16 protein-coding genes and 1 other RNA gene are annotated in these 18734 nt (G+C 60.7%); 4 read left to right on the top strand and 13 right to left on the bottom strand.

Annotated features, from left to right (window positions below; translation table 11 throughout):
- Positions 1 to 5: 5 nt before the first annotated feature.
- The 9 genes from mraY to rsmI form a co-directional block, all read right to left on the bottom strand.
- Entirely contained in the window at positions 6 to 1088 is a 1083-nt protein-coding gene (mraY, locus tag CI807_RS11590; RefSeq protein ID WP_028618893.1) for a phospho-N-acetylmuramoyl-pentapeptide-transferase, read from the bottom strand.
- Positions 1088 to 2458 carry a UDP-N-acetylmuramoyl-tripeptide--D-alanyl-D-alanine ligase gene (murF, locus tag CI807_RS11585; RefSeq protein ID WP_095014748.1) on the bottom strand — a complete coding sequence of 457 codons (1371 nt, stop codon included), beginning with the start codon at positions 2456 to 2458 and terminating at the stop codon, positions 1088 to 1090. Before murF ends, mraY begins: the two co-directional genes overlap by 1 nt.
- The gene (locus tag CI807_RS11580; protein ID WP_095014747.1) at positions 2451 to 3914 is read right to left on the bottom strand and encodes a UDP-N-acetylmuramoyl-L-alanyl-D-glutamate--2,6-diaminopimelate ligase; all 1464 of its coding nucleotides are present in this window, start codon (positions 3912 to 3914) and stop codon (positions 2451 to 2453) included. Before CI807_RS11580 ends, murF begins: the two co-directional genes overlap by 8 nt.
- Entirely contained in the window at positions 3914 to 5656 is a 1743-nt protein-coding gene (locus tag CI807_RS11575) for a penicillin-binding protein 2 (RefSeq protein ID WP_177409627.1), read from the bottom strand. The genes CI807_RS11580 and CI807_RS11575 overlap by 1 nt, the downstream gene beginning before the upstream one ends.
- Positions 5656 to 5949, bottom strand: a complete 294-nt coding sequence (gene ftsL, locus CI807_RS11570; protein WP_016974953.1) for a cell division protein FtsL — start codon at positions 5947 to 5949, stop codon at positions 5656 to 5658. The genes CI807_RS11575 and ftsL overlap by 1 nt, the downstream gene beginning before the upstream one ends.
- The gene (rsmH, locus tag CI807_RS11565) at positions 5946 to 6893 is read right to left on the bottom strand and encodes a 16S rRNA (cytosine(1402)-N(4))-methyltransferase RsmH (protein ID WP_167496641.1); all 948 of its coding nucleotides are present in this window, start codon (positions 6891 to 6893) and stop codon (positions 5946 to 5948) included. The genes ftsL and rsmH overlap by 4 nt, the downstream gene beginning before the upstream one ends.
- Positions 6890 to 7345, bottom strand: coding sequence for a division/cell wall cluster transcriptional repressor MraZ (gene mraZ / locus CI807_RS11560; protein ID WP_003171868.1), 456 nt, complete (start codon positions 7343 to 7345; stop codon positions 6890 to 6892). The genes rsmH and mraZ overlap by 4 nt, the downstream gene beginning before the upstream one ends.
- 354 nt (positions 7346 to 7699) lie before the next feature.
- Positions 7700 to 8053, bottom strand: an RNA gene (gene rnpB, locus CI807_RS11555) — RNase P RNA component class A.
- A 96-nt stretch (positions 8054 to 8149) separates the two neighbouring features.
- A complete protein-coding gene (gene rsmI, locus CI807_RS11550) occupies positions 8150 to 9055 on the bottom strand; it encodes a 16S rRNA (cytidine(1402)-2'-O)-methyltransferase (RefSeq protein ID WP_166794329.1) in 906 nt (301 codons plus the stop codon).
- A 176-nt stretch (positions 9056 to 9231) separates the two neighbouring features.
- Here rsmI and CI807_RS11545 point away from each other — a divergent pair, with 176 nt between their 5' ends.
- The 4 genes from CI807_RS11545 to CI807_RS11530 all read left to right on the top strand — a co-directional run bounded on the left by CI807_RS11545 (position 9232) and on the right by CI807_RS11530 (position 12678).
- Positions 9232 to 11043 (top strand): penicillin-binding protein activator, encoded by a 1812-nt coding sequence (locus tag CI807_RS11545; protein ID WP_038849897.1) that lies wholly within the window; start codon positions 9232 to 9234, stop codon positions 11041 to 11043.
- Complete coding sequence (locus tag CI807_RS11540) at positions 11043 to 11414, top strand: YraN family protein (protein WP_095014745.1); 372 nt, start codon at positions 11043 to 11045, stop codon at positions 11412 to 11414. Before CI807_RS11545 ends, CI807_RS11540 begins: the two co-directional genes overlap by 1 nt.
- A gap of 92 nt (positions 11415 to 11506) precedes the next feature.
- Positions 11507 to 12100, top strand: coding sequence for a phosphoheptose isomerase (locus CI807_RS11535; protein WP_007904374.1), 594 nt, complete (start codon positions 11507 to 11509; stop codon positions 12098 to 12100).
- Entirely contained in the window at positions 12097 to 12678 is a 582-nt protein-coding gene (locus tag CI807_RS11530) for a BON domain-containing protein (protein WP_016974948.1), read from the top strand. The genes CI807_RS11535 and CI807_RS11530 overlap by 4 nt, the downstream gene beginning before the upstream one ends.
- A 58-nt stretch (positions 12679 to 12736) precedes the next feature.
- Here CI807_RS11530 and CI807_RS11525 read toward each other — a convergent pair whose 3' ends face one another.
- The 4 genes from CI807_RS11525 to CI807_RS11510 form a co-directional block, all read right to left on the bottom strand.
- Positions 12737 to 13510 (bottom strand): OmpA family protein, encoded by a 774-nt coding sequence (locus CI807_RS11525; protein WP_095014744.1) that lies wholly within the window; start codon positions 13508 to 13510, stop codon positions 12737 to 12739.
- Between the two features lie 192 nt (positions 13511 to 13702).
- Entirely contained in the window at positions 13703 to 14347 is a 645-nt protein-coding gene (locus CI807_RS11520; protein WP_033899442.1) for an MBL fold metallo-hydrolase, read from the bottom strand.
- An 85-nt stretch (positions 14348 to 14432) separates the two neighbouring features.
- The gene (locus CI807_RS11515; RefSeq protein WP_095014743.1) at positions 14433 to 17162 is read right to left on the bottom strand and encodes a LuxR C-terminal-related transcriptional regulator; all 2730 of its coding nucleotides are present in this window, start codon (positions 17160 to 17162) and stop codon (positions 14433 to 14435) included.
- A 186-nt stretch (positions 17163 to 17348) separates the two neighbouring features.
- Positions 17349 to 18713, bottom strand: coding sequence for a DUF1329 domain-containing protein (locus tag CI807_RS11510; protein ID WP_095014742.1), 1365 nt, complete (start codon positions 18711 to 18713; stop codon positions 17349 to 17351).
- Positions 18714 to 18734 lie beyond the last annotated feature (21 nt).

The following is an 18734-nucleotide window of genomic DNA, read 5'->3' as shown; positions in this document are numbered from 1 at the left end:
CGTTTCTACCTCAGTTTCAGGGTGGCAAGGCCGATCAGCACCAGAATCACGGTGATGATCCAGAAGCGGACGATCACACGTGGCTCTGGCCAGCCCTTGAGTTCAAAGTGGTGGTGAATCGGCGCCATGCGGAACACGCGGCGCCCGGTCAACTTAAAGGACGCCACCTGGATGACCACCGACAGGGTTTCCATCACGAACACACCGCCCATGATGAACAGCACGATTTCCTGGCGAACGATCACGGCGATGGTGCCGAGGGCCGCGCCCAGCGCCAGTGCGCCGACGTCACCCATGAAGACTTGTGCGGGATACGTGTTGAACCACAGGAAGCCCAGGCCCGCACCGATCAGCGCACCGCAGAACACAATCAATTCACCTGCGCCCGGTACATAGGGGATCAGCAGGTATTCAGCGAATTTCACGTTACCCGAGAGGTAGCAGAAGATGCCGAGCGCGCCGCCCACCATCACCGTCGGCATGATCGCCAGGCCGTCGAGGCCATCGGTCAGATTGACCGCGTTGCTGGAGCCGACGATCACGAAGTAGGTCAGCACCACGAAGCCGACGCCCAGGGGAATGCTGGCGTCCTTGAGCATCGGGATGATCAAGGTGGTTTCGACCGCACTTGGTGCAGTGGTGTAGAGGAATATCGCAGCGCCGAGGCCGAACACCGACTGCCAGAAATACTTCCAGCGACTTGGCAGGCCTTTCGAGTTCTTCTCGATCACCTTGCGGTAATCGTCCACCCAGCCGATGGCGCCAAACAGCAGCGTCACCAACAGAACGGTCCACACGTAGCGGTTGTGCAGGTCAGCCCAGAGCAAGGTGCTGATGCCGATGGACGACAGGATCAACGCACCGCCCATGGTCGGGGTGCCGGATTTGGACAGGTGCGACTGCGGGCCGTCATTACGAACCGATTGACCAATTTGCAGGTTCTGCAGGGTGCGGATCATCCACGGCCCCAGGAACAGCGACAAACACAGCGCGGTCAGCACACCCAGGATCCCGCGCAGGGTCAGGTACTGAAAGACCGCGAAGCCTTTGTGGAACTGTTGCAGATACTCAGCCAGCAGCAGCAGCATTAATGTTTCTCCGTACTTGAGCCACACAAGGCCGCGACGACGTTTTCCATCACCGCGCTGCGCGATCCCTTGATCAAAATGGTTGTGTGTTTGTCGTGTTCAGCCGCCGTCAGCGCCTGGATCAGCTCGGCCTGGGTCGCAAAATGACGGGCACCAGGGCCGAATACGCTGACGGCGTGCGCCATGTGCGGGCCGACGGCGTACAGCGCGTCGACTTTGCCAGCGGCGTAGGCGCCGACGTCGCGGTGGGACTGTTCGGCCCACTCGCCCAGTTCGGCGATATCACCCAGCACCAAAACCTTGCGGCCGTCGAAGCTTTTGAGCAGGTCGATGGCGGCGCAAATGGAGGACTGGTTGGCGTTATAGGTGTCATCGATCACGCGCATGCCGTTGCTGGCCAACTGCGCCACGGTGCGCCCTTTGACCGGCTGCACCGCGCCCAGGCCCGTGGCGATTCCGAACAGCGACACGCCCAGGGCGTAAGCGGCGGCGGCAGCAGCCAAGGCATTGGCGACGTTATGGTTGCCCAGCAGGTTCAACTGCACGTGTTCGTTGCCTTGCGGGGTGTGCAAGGTAAAGGACGGGCAGCCACGCGCATCAACAGTAATGTTGGAAGCATGGAAATCAGCCGCGGCGTTGAGCACGGCAAACGTCAGGACCTTGCGCCCGGCGGCACGTACACGCCAGGTTTCGAAGGCCTTGTCGTCGAGATTCAACACAGCGGTGCCCGAGGCATCGAGGCCTTCAAGGATTTCGCCCTTGGCTTCGACGATTTTCTCCGGGCCACCGAACTCGCCAACGTGGGCGGTACCGGCGTTGTTGATGATCGCCACGTGAGGCTTGGTCAGCGCTACGGTGTAAGCGATTTCGCCAACCCGCGATGCGCCCAGTTCGATCACGGCCGCTGTGTGTTCCGGGGCCAGTTCAAGCAGGGTCAGCGGAGCGCCGAAATCATTGTTCAGGTTGCCACGGGTCGCGAGGACCGGGCCGCGCGTGCGCAACACGCCGGCGAGCAGTTCCTTGACTGTGGTCTTGCCGCTGGAGCCGGTGATGGCTGCAACAGGCTTGTCAAAGGCCGCACGGTTCAGCGCACCCAGTTGGCCCAGCGCCAGACGTGTGTCGGCGACCAGCAACTGCGGCAACGTTGAATCAGGCACTTCGCGCTGCACCAACGCACCGACGGCACCTTTGGCGGCGACGTCATTCAGGTAGTCGTGACCATCGAAACGCGGGCCAGCCAGGGCAACAAACAATTGCCCAGGCTTGATGGCGCGGCTGTCGATACTAACGCCGTCGAAGCTGCAATCGCTCGACAGCACACGGGCCGACAGGGCCTGGGTCAGTTCGCTGAATGTCATCGCTTTAAGCATGGGCGACCTCCCAGGCGGTCAAGGCGTGATCGGCCTCGACCAGATCGGAGAAGGCGTGGCGCTCGCCGTTGATTTCCTGATAGTCCTCGTGACCTTTACCGGCCAACACCACCACGTCGTCAGCACCGGCGCTGGCGATCAATTGTGCGATGGCGGCGCCGCGACCGGCGACAAACGTGACCTTGGACACGTCTTTGAAGCCGACACGGATGTCGTCGAAAATCTGGCTCGGGTCTTCACTGCGCGGGTTGTCGTCGGTGACGAGCACGCCATCGGCCAGGCGCTCGACGATCTCGGCCATCAACGGGCGTTTGCCGCGATCACGGTCACCGCCGCAACCGAACAGGCACAGCAGCTTGCCTTTGGCGTGCGGACGCAGGGCGACCAGGACTTTTTCCAGGGCATCCGGCGTGTGGGCGTAATCGACCACCACCAGCGGCTGCTTGCCGCCACCCAGGCGCTGCATGCGACCGACCGGGCCTTCCAGCTTCGGCAGTACACGCAGGATTTCGTCGAGAGCGTAATCCAGGCCGAGCAACGCGCCGACGGCCGCCAGTGTGTTGCTCAGGTTGAAACGCCCGAGCAGGCTGCTGCGCAGATGATGCTCGCCCTGCGGCGTCACCAGTGTGGCGCGCACGCCTTCGTCATTAAATTGGGCTTCGCGGCAATACAGGTACGCGCTGGAATCCTCCAGGCTGTAGCTGATCAGGCGCGATTCACGGTCTTCAGCAGCCAGTTGGCGGCCGAATGCGTCATCCAGGTTCACCACGCGGCACTTGAGGTCGTTCCAGGCAAACAGCTTGGCCTTTTCAGCAGCGTAGGCTTCCATGGTGCCGTGGTAGTCGAGGTGATCGCGGGACAGGTTCGTCATCACCGCCACATCAAACGCCAGCGCAGCCACGCGGCCCTGATGCAAACCGTGGGACGACACTTCCATGGCAACCGCCTTGGCACCGGCCTTTTTCAGGTCGGCCAGGGTCGCTTGCACGGCGATTGGATTCGGCGTGGTGTGCAGGCCGCTTTGCAGCGCGCCATAGAAACCAGTGCCCAGTGTGCCGACGATGCCACAGTGCTGACCCAGCAGGTCAAGTGCCTGGGCAATCAGTTGGGTCACGCTGGTCTTGCCGTTGGTGCCGGTGACGCCGACCAGATTGACGTGTCGACTCGGATCACCATAGAAACGCCCGGCGATATCCGAAAGTTGCTTGGACAAGCCTTTGACCGGAATCAACGGCACATCGGTGATCGGCAGCACGGTAGCGCCTTCCACTTCATAGGCCACGGCGGCCGCGCCGCGTTGCAACGCATCCGCGATATGCGCGCGACCATCGAACTTACCGCCAGGCACCGCCAGAAACAGGTCACCGGCACGCACATTGCGGCTATCCAGGCTCAATTCGCGAATCAGCAGATCGCGACCGGCGTGGGCAAAAATCTTGTTCAGGCTAAGAGACATCAGCCGCGCCCTCCATTGGCTTTTACGGCAGCAGCCGGTGGTCCGGCGTTCGCTTGTTGGGTCGGCGGCAGGTTGTCCGGCGTGATGTTCATCAGGCGCAGGGTGCCGGACATCACTTTGCTGAACACCGGCGCCGACACCAGGCCACCGAAGTAACCGGCTTTGCTCGGCTCATCAATCACAACGACGATGGCGTAGCGTGGATCGCTCATCGGGCCGAAACCGGCGAACAGTGAACGGTAGGAGTTTTCGGCGTAGCCCTTGGTGCCCACCGAGGTTTTACGCGCAGTACCCGACTTGCCGGCCACGTGATACGCCGGCACCTGGGCACGGAATACGCCGCGCGGTGCTTCGATCACTTGTTGCAGCATGCCTTGCATGGTCTTCGCGACGTTTTCCGGAATCACCTGGGTGGCTTTCGGCGCTTCGTCGACGTGGATCAGGCTCAGCGGAACCATCCGGCCATTATTCGCCAATACAGAGAAAGCGTGGGCCAGTTGGATCGCGGTCACCGACAGGCCGTAACCGTAGGAAAGTGTGGCGGTCTCGGCCTTTTTCCAGTCGCGGTAGTTCGGCAGGTTGCCCACGCGCTCGCCTGGGAAATCGAGACCAGTAGGCTGGCCCAGACCGATCTTCTGCGCCAGGTGGTAGATGGTTTCTCCACCGATATCGAAGGCGACCTTACTCATGCCCACGTTACTGGAGTTGATCAGGATACCTGTCAGATCCAGCACAGGACCTTCGGTGCGCGACACGTCACGAATGGTGTACTTGCCCAACTGCAAGGTGCCTGGATACACCTCGACCTTGTCGCTGGGCTTCCAGCGTCCGGTTTCGAGGGCGGCACTCATGGAGATGGCTTTCATGGTCGAACCCGGCTCGAACACATCGATCATCGCGCGGTTGCGCATCATCGCCGGCTGCAGGTTGCGACGGTTATTCGGGTTGTAGGTCGGCTGGTTGACCATGGCGAGGATCTCACCGGTCTTCACGTCCATGATCACCAGGCTGCCGGCCTTGGCGCCGTTCTCGATGATCGCGTTACGCAGCTCGCGGTTGGCCAGGTATTGCAGGCGCAGGTCAATCGACAACGCCAAGGGCTTACCGGCCTTGGCGTTTTTGGTGACTTGGACATCCTTGATCAGTCTGCCGCGCCGATCCTTGATGACTTGTCGTTTGCCGGGAACCCCGGCGAGCCATTCATCGTAGGCGAGTTCCACGCCTTCGCGGCCATGGTCATCGATGTCGGTGAAGCCGACCATATGCGCAGTGGTTTCACCGGCCGGGTAGAAACGACGGAATTCCTCGATGCCGTAGACACCGGGGACTTTAAGGTCGAGCACTTGCTGGCCTTGTTCAGGGGTCAGCCCGCGAACCAGGTAGATAAACTCTTTATTGGCCTGGGCTTCCAGGCGCTCAGCCAAGGCTTTCGGGTCTTGTCCCAGCGCAGAGGCAAGGGCCGGCCAACGATCCTTGGCCACCTGCAATTCCTTTGCGTTCGCCCACAGGGTGGTCACCGGGGTACTAACAGCCAGGGGCTCGCCGTTGCGGTCGGTGATCAGGCCGCGGTGTGCAGGAATCGGAATATGACGCAAGCTACGGGCGTTACCCTCGCCGATGAGGAAGTCACGGTCGACCACTTGCAGATCGATGATCCGCCAGGCAATCGCACTGACCATCAATGCCAGCAAGCCGAGCATCAGGCGGAAGCGCCAGGGGTAGAGTGCGCCCTCGAGTTTCATCATGGCGCCACCATGCGGACTTCAGCCGCGCCAGGAATGTGCATTTTCAGTTGCTCGGTGGCCAGCACTTCGATGCGGCTATGGGCCGTCCAGGTGCTTTGCTCGAGGATCAACCGACCCCACTCCGCCTGCGCTTTGTCACGCACGCTCAATTCCCCATACAGGGTATTGAGCAATTGACGGTTGTAGTGCGCGCTGTAGGACACCGCAATCGCGGAAACCAGCACACCGACAAACAGCAGCATCATGAAGAAGCTGCCGCCCGGGAGGGGCTTGGCGAAAAGCTTGCTCACCGCAACTTCTCGGCAACGCGCATGACGGCGCTGCGGGAACGTGGGTTGGCTTTGAGTTCGGCTTCGGAAGCGAACTGCGCTTTGCCATGGATTTTGATTTTCGGCACAAAGGCTTCGAAACGTACCGGCAGGTTGCGCGGCAGGTTGTCGGACTCACCCTTGACCAGGCGACGCATGAACAGTTTGACGATACGGTCTTCCAGGGAGTGGAAGCTGATCACCACCAGGCGACCGCCCACTTCCAGCGCGTCGAGGGCAGCCTCAAGGCCGGCCTCCAGGTCGCCCAATTCGTTGTTGACGTGAATGCGCAAGCCCTGGAACGCACGGGTCGCCGGGTTCTTGCCCTTTTCCCACGCAGGGTTGGCGACTTTCAGCACTTCGGCCAGGTCGGCGGTGCGCTCGAACGGTTGGATTTCACGGCGCTCGACCACGGCGCGGGCCATACGGCCAGCGAAGCGTTCTTCACCGTATTCCTTGAACACGCGGGTGATTTCTTCATGGGGCGCGGTCGCGATGAACTCCGCTGCGCTGATGCCCCGAGTCGGGTCCATGCGCATATCGAGCGGGCCATCATTCATGAAACTGAAGCCGCGCTCCGGGTCGTCGAGTTGTGGCGAAGACACGCCCAAGTCGAGCAAAACCCCGGCCACCTTGCCCGCCATGCCACGCTCGGCGACTTCGGCGCCCAGCTCGGCAAAGCTGCGCTGCACAACGACAAAGCGGCCGTCTTCGGCCGCTAGCGCTTGCCCGGTGGCAATCGCTTGAGGGTCTTTGTCGAACCCGAGGAGTTTGCCGTCGGACCCGAGCTGGCTGAGTATCAACCGGCTATGCCCGCCCCTGCCGAATGTGCCATCCAGATAGCAGCCATCCGCGCGTACGGCGAGAGCCTCAACGGCTTCGTCAAGCAGTACGGTGATGTGGTTAAAGCCGCTATCAATAGTCACAGGATCAAATCACGCAGTTCATCAGGCATAGCGCCCGGTTGTTGAATAGCAGCCAGGTCAGCTGCAGAAACAGCATCCCAGGCATCTTCGTCCCACAATTGGAACTTGTTCAGTTGGCCAACCAGCATTGCGCGCTTGTCCAGCTTGGCGTACTCGCGCAAACGCGGGGGCACCAGGAAACGACCGCTGCCATCCAACTCGAGGTCGACGGCATTACCGATCAGCAAACGCTGCAGGCGGCGGTTCTCTTCACGCAATGAAGGCAAGGCGCGCAATTTGGTTTCAATCAACTCCCACTCGTCGAGGGGGTAAACACACAAACAAGGGTCAACGGCATCGATCGTGATGATCAACTGTCCAGAACTTCGCGAAATGAGCTCGTCACGATACCGGCTCGGCATGGCGAGACGGCCTTTTGCATCGAGACTGATAGCGTTAGCTCCGCGAAACACAGATGCGTTTCTCCAAATTTTAGCGTTTTACGTTCAAAAAACCCACTTTGTGCCACTTTTCGCCACTTGCGCACACTATAGGAATGCGCCCACCACACCGTCAAGGCGCGGATTCAAGGAAAAGCCTTACAGAACGGAGATTTAGGAGCGCAAAGGGAGGAGAAACCAGAGTTCGGCGATGTTTTTGACCCAACAAGCGCAAATAGCTCAAAGAGCTATAGCTCGAAGTTAAAGTAATTTATTAAGAGTAAGATTTTTTTGGTATTACGAAGATGCATCTGCCAATGATTCGGCAGGGAGGGATTCTTGCGTTACTACCGGTTTTCTGCCCGAGATTCGGACAGAAGGAAAAAGGTGGAGAGTCGATCTGTAAGCCGGGTTCTGTCTTGAACAGTCATTCGTCTACGATGGCCATCACTGGACATCTTTAGCAACCTACCCGGTCCCAGCGCGGGCCACGCCTTGGGACCCTATTTGGTCTTGCTCCAAGTGGGGTTTACCTAGCCACGAACTGTTGCCAGTCGTGCGGTGCGCTCTTACCGCACCTTTTCACCCTTACCGGCACCGAAGTGCTTAGGCGGTTATTTTCTGTGGCACTTTCCGTAGGCTCACGCCTCCCAGGCATTACCTGGCACTTCGCCCTATGGAGCCCGGACTTTCCTCCCCCCCCTAATTTTCATAGAGGGCAGCGACTGTCCAATCGACTCTCCGCCGCGCAGGTTAACGGCACGACGGACTTAGGACAAGTAATAAAAGTTCAGAATTGCCATCACGTTCAGACGGAATACAGGTTCAACGCCGGAACTATTCGGCTTTCTGCTTATCCAGCGCTGCTTGATACAAGAGGTTCTTGCGCACGCCGGTAATTTCCGCCGCCAGGGCCGCAGCCCGCTTGAGCGGCATCTCCTTGAGCAGCAGGTCCAGGATGCGCATGGCCTCGCTACCCACCGCGTCTTCATCCTCAGGCGCCGTCCAGCCCGCCACCAGCACCACGCATTCGCCGCGCTGCTGATTGCTGTCGCCTTCGACAAACGCACGCAGCTCTTCCAGCGGTAGGCCCTTGAGGGTTTCGAAGGTCTTGGTCAGCTCGCGGGCCAGCAGCGCCAGGCGTTCGCCGCCGAACACCAGCTCCATGTCCTGCAGGCATTCGAGGATGCGATGCGGGGCTTCATAGAAGATCAAGGTGCGGGGCTCTTCCTTCAGCGCTTGAAGGCGAGCACGGCGCCCTACTGCTTTAGCCGGAAGAAAACCCTCAAAGATGAAACGGTCGGACGGCAGGCCCGCCGCCGACAATGCGGCGATCAGCGCGCACGCTCCCGGAACAGGCACTACATTGATACCAGCGGCCCGCGCCTGGCGCACCAAGTGGTAGCCGGGGTCGGAGATCAGCGGCGTGCCCGCGTCGGAGATCAGCGCCACATCGTCGCCGGCCAACAGGCGCACGATAAAGCGGCTACCCTCTTCGCGCTCGTTGTGCTCATGGCAAGCCGCTAATGGTGTGCTGATACCAAAATGCTGCATCAACCGCTGGGAGTGACGGGTGTCTTCAGCCGCGATCAATTTAACCTCGCGCAACACTTTCAATGCCCGGGCACTGATGTCGTCCAGGTTGCCAATGGGCGTCGCCACGACAAAAAGCGAGCCTGCAGTGGAATTCAAAGGACCTGGAGCAGTCAAAACGCACACCTCGATGGTTGGCAAAAGCGACATTGTAGCGCGTAGGCGCCTGGAAAATATGCCATCACGGCCGATGCCTTTTCAGCCGTTTAACGCCCGTTGCAACATTTGCACGACCTAAATCGACGGTTTCACGCCAGTAACATCGCGCCTGGGCCAGTGCTTGGGTACAATTCCACGCTAATTTGATCGGTATCAGGAACACTTACATGATCGCTTGCCTGCGGCTGCTCTCCGCCCTCTGCCTCGCTGCCTTATTGGCCGCGTGTGCCAGCTCGCCCTCGTCCAGCCTTGGCGACCTTCCACGGACCCCGGACGCCAGTATCGAGCAACTGCTCGAACAGGCTACCACCGCCAAGACACCCGAAAAGGCCGCGCTGCTGCGCCTGAGTGCGGCAGACATGGCCTATAAACAGAACAACCCTGGCCGCTCGTCGCAGATTCTTGCTCAGGTGCCCCTGGATGTCCTCAAGCCAGCCGCGCAAGTGTTTGCGAGCACCCTGGCCGCCGAACTGGCCATGGCGCGCAACCAGCCCAAGGCCGCGCTGACCGCCCTGAACCACCCGAGCCTGCAAAGCCTGAAGGACCTGCCGCCTGAACAGCAGGTCCGCACCGGCAGCGTGCACGCCCGTGCCTATGAAGCGGATGGCCAGACCCTGGCCGCCGCCCGCGAACGTGTGGCCATGGCCCCGCTGCTCACGGGCGATGCCGCCAAAAGCAACCATGAAGCCATCTGGGTATTGATCGCCGCCCTGCCGGCCGAACAACTGCAAGCCAGCGGCAACCCGACGCTCGACGGCTGGATTACCCTGGCCCAGGCGGTCAAAGGCGCCGGCACGCTGGAGCAGCAACAGGCCGCCATCGACACCTGGCGCGCGCAAAACCCGGGTCACCCGGCGGCCGTACAATTGCCGACGCCGCTGACCAAGCTCAAGGAGCTGGCGAGCCAGCCCCTGACCAAGATCGCCCTGCTGCTGCCACAGGATGGCCCGCTGGCTTCCGTCGGCAAGGCGCTGCGTGAAGGCTTCATGGCTGCGCACTACCAGGCTGAACAAGCCGGGCAGAAGCCGCCGGTCATCGAGTTCTATGACAGCTCGCGCCTCAACTCCCTCGACGACTTCTACGCCAAAGCCCAGGCGGCCGGCGTGCAACTGGTGGTCGGCCCACTGGAGAAGCCGCTGGTCAAACAGCTCAGCGCACGCCCGCAGTTGCCGATCACCACCCTGGCGCTGAACTACAGCGAGACCGATCGTAGCCCGGCGCAATTGTTCCAGTTCGGCCTGGCCGCAGAAGACGAAGCCCGCGAAGTATCGCGCCGTGCCCGTGCCGACGGCCTGCACCGCGCGGCCGCGATGGTGCCTCGTGGCGAATGGGGCGAGCGTGTCTACAAGGCCTTCCGCCAAGACTGGGAAGCCAATGGCGGCCAGGTCATGGGGGTTGAGTATGTCGATCAGCCCGTCGCCCTCGCCCAGCAAATTGCCGATCTGTTCCAACTGCGCAAAAGCGAAGGCCGCGCCAAGAGCCTGCAAAGCACCGTCGGCACCGACGTCGCTGCGCAGCCTTCGCGCCGCCAGGACATTGAGTTCATCTTCCTGGCCGTAACCCCGCAACTGGCCCAGCAGATCAAGCCGACCCTGAACTTCCAATACGCTGGCGACGTGCCGGTGTACGCCACGTCCCACGTGTTCAGCGCCAGCGGCGACAAGAACCAGTACCTGGACATGACCAACGTGATGTTCTGCGAAACCCCTTGGCTGCTCAACACCACCGACCCACTGCGCAACCAGGTTGCTGCACAATGGCCGCAAGCCAATGGCAGCCTCGGCCGCCTGTACGCAATGGGCGTCGATGCCTACCGCCTGGCGCCGCGCCTTGGGCAACTCAAGGCACTGCCGGACACCCGTGTTGACGGTCTGTCGGGTAACCTGGGCATCAGCGCCAACCAGCGCGTTGATCGCCAGATGCCCTGGGCTAAGTTTGTCGGCGGCGAGATCCAGCGCCTGCCGGACACCCCGCGCTGATGCCCGAGCGGTCCAGCGCACAAAGCGGCAAGGATGCCGAGCTACAAGCTCTGAAACACTTGCAACAACAGGGTCTGCGCCTGCTGGCGCAGAACTGGTTGTGTAAACGCGGCGAGCTTGATCTGGTCATGCTTGACGGCGATACAGTAGTATTCGTCGAAGTCCGCTACAGAAAACACGCACAATGGGGTGGCGCGCTCGCCAGTATTGACGGGCGCAAGCGTCAAAAGCTGATACTCGCCGCGCAGTTTTTCCTGCAGAAAGAGCATCGCTGGGCCGACGCCCCCTGCCGTTTCGATGTGGTTGCCATAGAAAGCACACCGTCTGGTAAGGCTGATCTGAACTGGCTCAAAGATGCCTTCGACTGCTGATTCGCCGGACATCTTCACCACACACTTTTGCTCTTTGCTTTGCGGGCTGCACATTCCTGTGCCAAACAGCCGCGCCACTTAAGGTCACACAGATGGACATGCAATCCCGAATTCGCCAGCTATTCCAGGCCAGCATCGACACCAAGCAACAGGCGATGGACGTACTTGCACCGCACATCGAGCAAGCCAGTCAGGTCATGGTCAATGCCTTGCTCAACGAGGGCAAAATGCTTTCGTGCGGCAACGGCGGTTCGGCCGGCGATGCCCAGCATTTCTCGTCCGAGCTGCTCAACCGCTTCGAGCGTGAGCGCCCTAGCCTGCCGGCCATTGCCTTGACCACTGACTCGTCGACGATCACCTCGATCGCCAACGACTACAGCTACAACGAAATCTTCTCCAAGCAGATCCGCGCCCTGGGGCAACCCGGCGATGTACTGCTGGCGATTTCCACCAGCGGCAACTCGGCGAATATTATTCAGGCGATCCAGGCCGCACATGATCGCGAAATGATTGTCGTAGCATTGACCGGACGCGATGGCGGCGGCATGGCTTCGCTGCTGCTGCCTGAGGACGTGGAGATTCGCGTCCCGGCCAATGTCACCGCACGTATCCAGGAAGTCCACCTGCTGGCGATCCACTGCCTGTGCGATCTGATCGACAGCCAACTGTTTGGGAGTGAAGAATGACCGTTAACCGCCTCAGCCTTTTGGCCATCACCCTGTGCCTCGCTATCAGCGGCTGCAGCACGGCCATCACTGCAACACGCGACACCCCTATTCAGGATGACAAGGGCACCCGTACCTTCGGCAGCAAGATCGATGACTCACTGATCGAAACCAAGGTTGAAGTCAACGTCGCCAAGGCCGCCACCGACCTGGGCAACGGCGCCTCGCGCATTGTGGTTACCAGCTTCAACGGCGTCGTACTGCTCGCCGGCCAGACGCCACGCGCCGACCTCAAGGCCCAGGCCGAACAAGCCGCCGCCGCTGTACAGCGCGTGAAGAAGGTGCACAACGAACTGCAAGTGATGGACCCGATCACCCTGCTGGCCATCAGCAACGACGCGCTGCTGACCACCAAGATCAAGGCACAGATGCTCACCGATAACGCGATCCCAGGTTCGCGCATCAAGGTCGTGACCGACAACGGCATCGTCTACCTGATGGGCCTGCTCACCCAGGCCGAAGCCACTCGCGCAGCCAACTTGGTGCAGGGTGTGTCCGGGGTACAGAAAATCGTGAAGGTGTTCGAGTACATCGACTGACCGAAACGACAGCCACAAAAAAGGGCGCCGCACGGCGCCCTTTTTTATTAGCGAATGTTTACTGGTACTGCGAATACGGATTGCCCTGGAACTGGTTGTTTTGTTGTGGCGCCTGTTGCTGGGCACCTGGCTGGCCATACTGCTGGCCTGGGATCGGGCCGAGGTTGACTTCTACGCGACGGTTCTGGGCACGGCCGTTGACGTCGGCGTTGCTGGCAATCGGGTTATCCGGGCCGGCACCGCGAGCGCTCAGGTTGGTCGGGCTGACACCTTGCGAGGTCAGGTAGTTGGCCACGCTCTGCGCACGACGCTGGGACAGGTCCATGTTCAACTGGCGGCTACCGGTGCTGTCGGTGTAGCCGACGATCTGGATAGTGTTCTGGTTGAATTGCTTGAGCGAGTTGGCCAGGTTGTTCAGCGGCTGGTAGAAGCTGCTGGAGATCGCGTCCGAGTTGGTAGCGAAGGTGATGTTGCCTGGCATGATCAGCTTGATCTGATCGCCCTGGCGCTGAACTTCAACACCGGTATTGGCCATGCTTTCACGCAGCTTCTTTTCCTGTTGGTCGGCGTAGTAGCCGTAGCCCGCAGCGCCGAGACCGGCAATCGCACCACCGATCAGTGCGCCCTTGCCACGGTTGTTGTGATCGATGGCCGCACCCGCCAGTGCACCGGCCAGGGCACCCAGGCCGCCGTACTTGGCGGTCTTGCTCATACCGCCTGATTCATTACTCGCCTGTCCCTGGCTGCTGCCGTCATAAGGGTTAGGTGATGCGCAGCCGGACAACAAGGCTACGGCGGTAGCGACAACAAGCAGACGACGCGAAGTGAACATGAAGGGAGCTCCTACTTTTGCATTCTATGGTGCAAAGGACATTGGCAATGGACCTGTGCCGAGTTTGGAACGCGACAAACGGTAAAAATTCCGTGGCTACAGAAACCGTAGCAGACGCGCGCTGAACACGACCTGAGTTTTTGCTACAAGGTTTGCCTGTTATAGAACGCGTTCAGCCCGGCAATTATTCCTTCACGCCCGCACAAAAGGGTTCTCACGCATTTCATCGCCCAGCCGGGTATCCGGCCCGTGCCCGGTCACCACCGTCGCACCCTCGTCCAGGGTGTACAGCCGCTGCTTGATAGAGCGCACAATCGTAGCCTGGTCACCGCCCCACAAATCTGTACGCCCTATGCCTCGGCGGAACAGCGTATCACCAGCAATCAGCAACTTGGCATCGGCAAACCAGAAGCTCATCGACCCCGGCGTATGGCCGGGCGTGTGCAACGCCACACCACAACCGCAGGCCAACTCTTCATCATGTTCCAACCAACGGTCCGGCGAAGGCACAGGGGTATAGGGCACGCGAAACATCTGGCATTGCATTTCGAGATTGTCCCAAAGGAATTGATCTTCTTTGTGCAGGTGCAAGGTGGCACCGGTCTTCTCCTTCAACTGGCCGGACGCCAGGAAGTGATCAAGATGAGCATGGGTGTGGATGATGCTCACCACCTTCAGTCCCAAGGCATCAAGCCGCGCCAGGATCAGCTCATGATTACCGCCCGGATCGACCACGATGGCCTTTTTGCTGATGGGGTCGCCGATGATGGTGCAGTTGCACTGCAGGGGGCCGACGGGAAAAGTTTCGCGGATGAGGGTCGGCTTGGCGGTTTCCATTCAGGGTCCTGTCGTGCAAGTGAAATGTCGATTCCGGGCAGGTATCGCCAGAATAATTGCACCATTAAAACAGACTGGGCCCCTCCTAGCCGATCAACCTCAGCTCTTGAGCCCTAGCCACCGCCTGGGTACGCCGCTCCACACCCAGCTTGCTGTTGATGTGGCTCGCGTGTGTCTTGACCGTGTGCAGGGAGATAAACAACCGGTTGCTGATCTCTTGGTTGGAACACCCCTGAGCAATCAATTGCAACACCGCCAGCTCCCGCGTGCTCAACGTCTCATGGGTTGAAACGACCTCCACCACCACGACCGACGGCAACAACGCCAGCAGGCTCTGATTCAGCAGTCCATGGGGATCTTTGGCAAGCTGCTCACGCATCCAGTCTGGATGAGTCTCCAGCAAACGCTGGAAGGGTTGCAGCGCGCCACCCATGCCGGCCTCCAGGGCCTTGGCAAACACCGGGCGCGCCTTGGCCTCCTGGCCGTCCTCCAGCAGCAGTTGCACCCGCTGGGTCAGGGCCATCAGCGCGATCATCTGACGCCCGCTGTTGTGCGCCTGTTGCGCCAGTTCTTCAAGGCGCTGCAACGCTGCAGCAGGTTGATGGCGAGTCGCGTCCAACGCAGCCTGTTGCAGCCCGATATGCTGCGGCAAGTGTGGGTGGAACTCCGGCGCGGCGGCGGCGTTTTCGCCATTGTAGGTTTGCCCCAGGCGCGTCAACCAGGCGTCAGCCAAGTCGGTGCGGCCCTGGGCCAGCCACAGCTCGCACTTGATCAGGGTGATCATTGCCAGGTAGTAGATTGGCGGCACGTCCCAGATATGCATCAACCGCTCGGCCTCGGCCAGCTCGGCGAAGGCTTTGGCAAAATCGCCACGGCGCCCTTCGAAATTGGCGATCACGCAATGGCCGATCAGCACACTGATGTCGCGGCAAGCCCTGGCTTCAGCAAGACCGGCGCGCAAACGGACGAGCCCGGCTTCGGGCTGGAGGCGCACCAGCAGCAGAAAACCCTCATAAAGCGATAACCGCGCACGCACCGCATACAAGCGCTGCGGTGCCAAGCCGTGCAGACGTTGCAAGCCTTGGCGCACTTCATCCAGGGAGCGCAGGATTTCACCGCGCGCCTGCAATACTCGCGCACGGTCGTAATGGGCAAGGGCTTCGAACAAGGGGTTGCCGACGCGCTGCGCCAGCTCCAGGGATTCGCGGTTCAAGCCACGTGCACGCCACAGGTCGGCATCGACAATGGCCAGGTTGGACAGGGTCGACAAGCACATCAACCGCTGGCCGTAACGCCGTTGCGGCAAGCTTTCCAGCGCTTCGCTGCAATAGCGCTGAGTCAGTTCACGATTGCCCCGACCACGGGCGATGATCCCGCTCAACGCCAGCCACTGGGCCAACATCGACTTTTGCGCAGTGGCCGACGGCGCCGGCAAAAAGCGACTGAGGTAGCTGGACAGTTCTTCCGCCGCATCCAGTTGGCAGGCCAGGCCCAAGGCCCAGCTGTAGAGCACGATCAAGCGCGGGGTGCTGATCAGCAAGCTGTCGGGCAAGTCCATTTTCCAGCGCAGCAACATGCCCACATTCTGCTCGGCCAGCAGTTGCTCTTCAGACAGGTTCTGTACCAGGTTGGCCGCCACATCCAGGTGACCGGCGCGCAACGCCTGCTCCACCGCCTCGTCGATCAACCCCTGGGCATTGAACCAGCGACACGCGCGCAGGTGCAGGCTGGCCGCCGGCAGCACGTTGCTGCTGGCACGCCGCGTGCGCAGCAAGTCCGAAAAAAGATGGTGATAACGGTACCAATGCCCCTGCTCGTCAAGCGGCACCAGGAATACTTGGTGCGCCTGCAGGTAACGCAGGATTTCGGCACTGTCGTGGGCTTCACGCACCGCATCGCAAAGTTCGCTGCAAAATCGGTCCTGAGGGGCGGTGTCGTACAAAAACGCCTGCACTTCGGTCGGCAGGCAGTCGATGACCTCTTCCAGCAGGTAATCGCGGATCAGCCCTTCGCCGCCGTGCAGGCTTTGCGGCAAGGCGCCGTCGCTGCCGGCCTCGGAGGCGGCCAGCAACCAGAAGCGCAGGCCGGCGACCCAGCCTTCACTGCGGCGGATCAGGTTGTCGAGCGCTTCACCGCGCAAGGAACTGCTGTGGCGATCCAGTACGGCCAGTGATTCGTCGTGCGTCAGGCGCAAATCCTGTTCGTGCAGTTCCAGCAGATGACGTGACAGCCGCAGCCGCGCCAGATGCCAGTCCGGACGCTGACGGCTGGTGACCAGCACCACCAAACCATCAGGCAAATGATTGAGGAAAAACTGCAGGCAACGGTCGAGCACCGGCCCCTGGGCCAGATGGTAATCATCCAGCACCAGCAACAGCGGCGCACGGGCGGACAGGTGCACAGCCAGCTCGTCGAGCAGGCCATCAAGCCATTCTTCAAAGGCAAAGGGTTGATGACGCTGGCGCATTTTCAGCAGGCCCAGGGATTGGGCGCCGAGTTGCGGGAAGAATTGCTGCAAACCGTCGAGCAGGCGTTCAAGGAAACGCCCGGGGTCGTTATCCCGTGGGCTGAGGCCCAGCCACAGGCTTTGCCAATGGGCCGGCAAGCTCTGGCAGAACTCCACCGCCAACGAACTCTTGCCAAACCCAGCCGGTGCGCTGACCAGCAGCAACCGCCCTTCCAGCCCGGCGCTCAGGCGTTCGCACAGGCGCGGACGCAGCACATAGCCGTCAGGCAGAGGTGGCCTGTAGAAGCGACCTTCCAGGGTCGGGATTACCGCACTGGCAGGCCCTTGGATTCGGGACAGATCAGTCATCGCCGGGCTCTTGTAGAAGGCTGTTGTCGGCATTGCAGATGTCCGCAGACTAGCGGTAAAAGCCGCCGGTTTGTAGATCTTTGCAACATTTGCCTGAAAAAGAACTGCGACAAAAAAATACGCGCACAAAAAAGCCCCGAACCGGTCGGGGCTTCTTTGCGAGGATGCGGCCTCGGTTAACGCGGGTTAGCGAACACCATCCTGGCGCAAGGCCGCCGGGGTGAAGTCGCTGGTGGTGGCGGTGAAGCCAAAGTCATACGCCTGCTTCTCTTCGTTCTTCATGCCCAGCGCCAGGTAGCGGCCGGACTGCAGGTCGTAGAGGGTTTCCAGGGCGTACCACGGCACTTGCTTGTCGTAGTAGTTCTCGGCATGGGCCTCAGCCACGCGCCAGAGCTGACCACGACCGTCGTAGTGGTCGATCACTGCCGCTTGCCAGGTGTCTTCGTCGATGAAGAAGTCACGCTTGGCGTAGATGTGGCGCTGGCCTTCCTTCAAGGTGGCGACCACGTGCCAGACGCGGCGCAGCTCGTAACGCGTCAGGTCCTGGTTGATGTGGCCGGCCTTGATGATATCGGCGTACTTGAGCTTCGGATCGTCGATCTTGTAGCTGTTGGAGGCGATGTAGATTTCTTTCTTGCCGTCCAGCTTCCAGTCGTAGCGATCCGGTGCACCGTTGTACATGTCGAGGTTGTCGGAGGTACGCAGGCCGTCGGCTGCGGTGCCCGGTCCGTCATAGGACACTTGCGGCGCCCGGCGCACACGGCGCTGGCCGGCGTTGTAGACCCAGGCCGAACGCGGCTCCTTCACCTGATCCAGGGTTTCGTGCACCAGCAGTACACCACCGGCCAGACGTGCCGGCGCAGTCACTTGCTGCTTGAAGTAGAACAGCACGTTGCCCGGATTTTTCGGGTCGTAGTCTTTCATTTTGTCGCGGAACACAAACTGGTCACGGAAATACACCAGGCTGTAGGAACCGTTGGTTTGCGGCGTAGCCTGGGTTACCAAACGGGTTACGCTGCCGCCGCGATAGCGAGTGATGTGGTTCCAGATCACCTCAACACCGCTTTTCGGGATCGGGAACGGCACGGCGGTTTCGAAGTTTTCCAGGCCGTTGCCGCCAGACACCAGGTTGGTGTTGGTGGCGTTTTTCTTGATGGACGCAAACACATCGGCCGGCACGGTGGCACCGCGATGGGTCGGGTAAACCGGCATCTTGAAGGTTTCCGGGTAGCGCTTGAACATCGCGTACTGCCCCGGCGCCAGCTTGTCCTTGTACTGCTCGACGTTCGCCGCAGTGATGGTGAATTGCGGTTGTTCACTGGCGTATGGGTTGGCCAGGAACCCACGGGCGTCAACAGCGCCTGCGTTGGTGGGCAGCGGCGACCATTTAGGAATGGTGCCTGCGGCGTTGCCGCCCATTTCGGCGCCCATCGGGGTTAGGGTCGTGCCCAGCTTGGCGGCTTCATCCGCCGACACTGCCGCCATGACGTTGCTCGCCAGGATCGACAGCCCAAGCACACCCACGTGCAACAGACTTTTGGTTATTTTCATGTTCTGGTCTTCCTGAAATGC

This window comes from Pseudomonas sp. NS1(2017), assembly GCF_002269425.1.
GTDB lineage: Bacteria > Pseudomonadota > Gammaproteobacteria > Pseudomonadales > Pseudomonadaceae > Aquipseudomonas > Aquipseudomonas reactans.
This window is presented reverse-complemented; position numbering and strand designations above follow the sequence as displayed.

Bases quoted from the DNA above. Each gene is read 5' to 3' on its own strand.
- mraY (WP_028618893.1), bottom strand. From the start codon at position 1,088: ATGCTGCTGCTGCTGGCTGAGTATCTGCAACAGTTCCACAAAGGCTTC.
- murF (WP_095014748.1), bottom strand. From the start codon at position 2,458: ATGCTTAAAGCGATGACATTCAGCGAACTGACCCAGGCCCTGTCGGCC.
- CI807_RS11580 (WP_095014747.1), bottom strand. From the start codon at position 3,914: ATGTCTCTTAGCCTGAACAAGATTTTTGCCCACGCCGGTCGCGATCTG.
- CI807_RS11575 (WP_177409627.1), bottom strand. From the start codon at position 5,656: ATGAAACTCGAGGGCGCACTCTACCCCTGGCGCTTCCGCCTGATGCTC.
- rsmI (WP_166794329.1), bottom strand. From the start codon at position 9,055: ATGTCGCTTTTGCCAACCATCGAGGTGTGCGTTTTGACTGCTCCAGGT.
- CI807_RS11545 (WP_038849897.1), top strand. From the start codon at position 9,232: ATGATCGCTTGCCTGCGGCTGCTCTCCGCCCTCTGCCTCGCTGCCTTA.
- CI807_RS11540 (WP_095014745.1), top strand. From the start codon at position 11,043: ATGCCCGAGCGGTCCAGCGCACAAAGCGGCAAGGATGCCGAGCTACAA.
- CI807_RS11535 (WP_007904374.1), top strand. From the start codon at position 11,507: ATGGACATGCAATCCCGAATTCGCCAGCTATTCCAGGCCAGCATCGAC.
- CI807_RS11530 (WP_016974948.1), top strand. From the start codon at position 12,097: ATGACCGTTAACCGCCTCAGCCTTTTGGCCATCACCCTGTGCCTCGCT.
- CI807_RS11525 (WP_095014744.1), bottom strand. From the start codon at position 13,510: ATGTTCACTTCGCGTCGTCTGCTTGTTGTCGCTACCGCCGTAGCCTTG.
- CI807_RS11520 (WP_033899442.1), bottom strand. From the start codon at position 14,347: ATGGAAACCGCCAAGCCGACCCTCATCCGCGAAACTTTTCCCGTCGGC.
- CI807_RS11515 (WP_095014743.1), bottom strand. From the start codon at position 17,162: ATGACTGATCTGTCCCGAATCCAAGGGCCTGCCAGTGCGGTAATCCCG.
- CI807_RS11510 (WP_095014742.1), bottom strand. From the start codon at position 18,713: ATGAAAATAACCAAAAGTCTGTTGCACGTGGGTGTGCTTGGGCTGTCG.